The following is a 515-nucleotide window of genomic DNA, read 5'->3' as shown; positions in this document are numbered from 1 at the left end:
CTCTTGCATCATCATTGATAATGACCGCTCAAGCGGAAACAATCACTATTGAACACGTAAAGGGCACGGTGCAGTTTACCGAAGTACCACAGCGCGTTGTAGTACTTGGCTTTGGTAGCTTAGATGTGCTTGATCAGATTGGTATACAGCCAGTTGGCGCGCCTCACAGCCTAATGCCTGACTATCTAGCTTCGTACAAAGATACGACGGCAAATACGGGCTCATTGAGTGAACCTGATTTTGAAGCTATCTACATGCTGAAGCCTGACATCATCATTGCCGAAAACCGTATGCTTAAGGTTTACGATCAACTAGCAAAAATAGCTCCGACCATCATGTTCTCTATTGAAGGTGACAAATACTGGGCTGATGCTCAGCAAAACTGGCGCGCGTTAGGCAAGCTCTTCGGTAAGCAAGCTAAAGTAGAAGCGCTCATTAAAGAGACTCAAGCGTCTATCACGGCGGTTAACGACAAAGTCGCGTCTGACGAAACGTCAGCAATGATGCTAATGAAC

Annotated in this window: 1 protein-coding gene; it reads left to right on the top strand. The window is 46.2% G+C overall.

Translation table 11 applies throughout. The features are described 5' to 3' along the window. A partial coding sequence (locus AB4496_RS28705; RefSeq protein ID WP_372133493.1) for an ABC transporter substrate-binding protein occupies window positions 1–515 on the top strand: 515 nt, incomplete at both ends.

The organism is Vibrio sp. 10N.222.46.A1, assembly GCF_041473595.1.
Classification (GTDB): Bacteria; Pseudomonadota; Gammaproteobacteria; order Enterobacterales; family Vibrionaceae; genus Vibrio; species Vibrio tasmaniensis_A.
This window is presented reverse-complemented; position numbering and strand designations above follow the sequence as displayed.